Below are 2,963 nucleotides of genomic sequence, written 5' to 3'. Positions count from 1 at the left end.
CCCCGCGGGGTGTGTCAACCCGCCCGCCCGCGAGCCACTGACCAGCACAAACAGAAGCCCGGACCCGAAATCGCCGTCAAGTGGCACGAGTCAGGTCAGTGAAGCGCAACAGATTCATCAGCCTCACCGACGGGACGAAGAAGGTGAACCGAGACCTCGAAGCCAAGACCGGGCGCTGGCCGGGATCAAGGGCTACGTGACCAACATCGACGCCGGGCCGGAGTTCGTGATCGACGCCTACCACCGACTCGACTGTTCAACGTCGAGAAGTCGTTTCGGATGTCCAAGAGCGACCTCGCCGCGCGGCCGATCTACCACCACAAACGCGACTCCATCGAAGCCCACCTGACGATCGTGTTCGCCGCACTCGCTGTCTCACGCTGGATCGAAAACACCACCGGCTGGTCGATCAAGAAGTTCATTCGCACCACGCGCCGCTACCGCACCATCGAAATCCAGGCCGGCGCTCACACCTTCGCCGCCGCCGACCCACTACCCAACGACCTGCGCGAGATCCTGCGAACGATCCACGGCCACGACAGTGCGCACTAACTTGGCGCAAGTCAGGTGAAGGGCCCTTTTCAAACTGACAGCTCCTGCTGCGCCTCGGCATACGAATTAGTCGGAACAAGCTCGGACATCTTCCTGAAGAAGATCATCCCAGCCGTTTTGACAGCCTCCAGGAAATCCGCAGATGAAGCATTTGCCGTCTTCGTTTCTTCGCCAATCTTGACGGTCACCAAGACGCGAGACCCTACAACCCGAAAAGAGAGCTTGATCGGCTGATCCGGGAAATACGTCTCTGCGTAACCCGATGACTGCATTTTCGTTATCATCTCGGCGATATAGCACCAGAGTTGGTCAACGTAGTCCCACTCTTCAGTACCAATGATTTCCAATCCGTCAACGGACAGTCGAATGGCACCTTCAATGTAGTCAAGGTCAGGCGGCGGGATACGGCAGGCTTCTACCTGCACGAACCCACCGTCCGCGCCCTTCAGGAACGTCTCAATCTCAACCACGTCCGAGGTCCTTCAATGATGGTCATTCCGGATAGAACTGGCCCACTCGACCTCTGTTGATGCCGAGTACGTAATCGACGCCATTGACGTTCCCGCGAATCTGATACATACCTCGACTTCCTCGCTGAATCAGCGTATCGCGGTTCTGCCGCATGACTTGACCGATAGCGCCTTGGACGTCATCAACACTCATGCTCGAACCGAAGAAGGACTGCGTTTTCTTCACCGAGCCATCCGAATACTTCGGGTGGTGACGAGTGAGGATGTGCTCCAATCCCTTCTTCTCCAGCAGGAAGGACTGATTCCCGAACTGGAACCGCTCGCTGCTCCAGCCCCGGAGAGCGGGAAGGCATCCTCCACTGTTATGAGCCAGTACCGGCGTCTGACCAGCGAGTACATAGTACGTGTGGAGGTTGTCGATGGTCAGGTTGTGCACAGTGGCGGGGGCCGTGCGGGCTCTCGCCGATGCGACGGTGACGGTGACGTCGGATTGGTTGTCTCGGAGTACGTCTCCGGGCGTCAGGTCGATCGCGTCGACCCACCGGTTCCGCGATTCGACGTAGAACGGGTGCCCCTCCGTCGCGACGATCCTGGACTTGAACGACGGCGCGAACAACTTCGACTCAACGGTTTCAATATCGACGAGCCGCTTCGCGCCAATCCCCACGATCGTCGCGACCACACGCTGCGGACTTGTCTCACCCGTCAGCGGATCAGTTGCGGCTACCCAGTCGCCGAGCTTCACGTCCTCGATCGGCTTCTCCGAACCGTCTGCCATTTCGACTCGGGTCCCAGGCTCGAACGAGTTGCACTTCTCCGCGCCCTTCGTCAAGAACTTGAAAGTCTTGCGGCCAATCTTGCCGACCGCAGGAATCCAGCCCGCGATCGGGACCGCGGAACTGCCGCTGAGGGCTGCATTGCCGTAGTCACCTTCAGAGGCGTACAGGCCGGCGTTCATGCCGTCGAAGTACTCACCGACGACCGGAACCAGACCGAGCACATCCAGGCTGAGGTGGAAAAGCTCGGGATGCTCATCGTAGAACCACTGCCCGAACTTGTCGCCCACGTTGGCGTGCGAACCGGGCAGACCGTACTCGTTCATCCGGTCGAGCCAACTCATTTTGTGGGTATCCGAGACGTCAGAGGCGACCGACCCCGCAGAATCGAGTGCGGTTTCATACTGCTCGGTCGACCAGTTGGCAGTCTCGTTGGTCAAGTCGCCTCCAGAGGTAACCACAGTGGCGGGCCGAGACGGGTCGGTCGGGCAGAGAGGGTTGCCGTTGGCGCAGACAGGATCACCCGGCGGGGGCTGCGCGATCGTCTTGGCTTCCTGCTCGAGGTCGTCGCGTTCCTTCTTGATCTTCTTGGTCAGCTGGCATTGAGGATCGCACTTGGGCGGCGGTTTCGGGCCACAGTTGCGCTTGCAACCGCCCTCACCCGCGCCACCGTTGCCGCCGTCTCCCGGACCGCCGCAGTTCCACTTGCAGTCGTCGTCGCCGCCGTCGCCCGGACCACGGCAGTTCTTCTTACAGCCGCCGTCACCGTCGCCATCCGTGGGAGGAGGCGGCTTGACCGGATCGTCAGCCCCGACCCACCTGCAGCGGTAGATCCACTGGTGACCGTCGCCGACCAGCTCGTATCTCCACTCACATTGCCGTTTCAGCTTGCCACCGCCGGGATCGATCGCTCGATGGCCATCAGGGTCGTTGAACGTGAGCGGGTTTCCGCCCGCGTAGGCGTACAGGTTGAGCACCGAACTGGCCGTGCCCGCGTCGTAGCTGACGGTGTCGCGAGAGTTGAAGGTGCCGGTGCCAGGGCTGTACCAGCGCGCACCCTGCCTGAGTCTTATCAATTTAGTGCGCACCGTTGGGTCAGGTGATCTGGGCGAGGGCGTCGCGTAGGTCGGTAGGGAGTGGGTCTTCGGCGGTGAGCAGCTGGTGC

The 2,963-nt window shown here is 60.7% G+C and carries 2 protein-coding genes and 1 pseudogene; 1 reads left to right on the top strand and 2 read right to left on the bottom strand.

Features of this window, described 5'->3' with window-relative positions; translation table 11 throughout:
• Nucleotides 1–160: 160 nt before the first annotated feature.
• Nucleotides 161–426, top strand: a pseudogene (locus tag AB0B82_RS35345) (IS1634 family transposase); the annotation flags it as partial.
• 155 nt (nucleotides 427–581) lie between these two features.
• Here AB0B82_RS35345 and AB0B82_RS35340 read toward each other — a convergent pair.
• Nucleotides 582–1,022: a hypothetical protein gene (locus AB0B82_RS35340; RefSeq protein WP_360178946.1), complete on the bottom strand. Its 441-nt coding sequence runs from the start codon at nucleotides 1,020–1,022 to the stop codon at nucleotides 582–584.
• Nucleotides 1,023–1,044: 22 nt separating this feature from the next.
• Nucleotides 1,045–2,963 (bottom strand): polymorphic toxin-type HINT domain-containing protein (locus AB0B82_RS35335; RefSeq protein WP_360178943.1); only part of this gene is annotated, 1,919 nt, incomplete at its 5' end.

The organism is Kribbella sp. NPDC048915, from assembly GCF_040649595.1.
Classification (GTDB): domain Bacteria; phylum Actinomycetota; class Actinomycetes; order Propionibacteriales; family Kribbellaceae; genus Kribbella.
The sequence above is the reverse complement of the archived record's forward strand: the minus strand, read 5'-3'. Positions and strand labels throughout refer to the sequence as shown.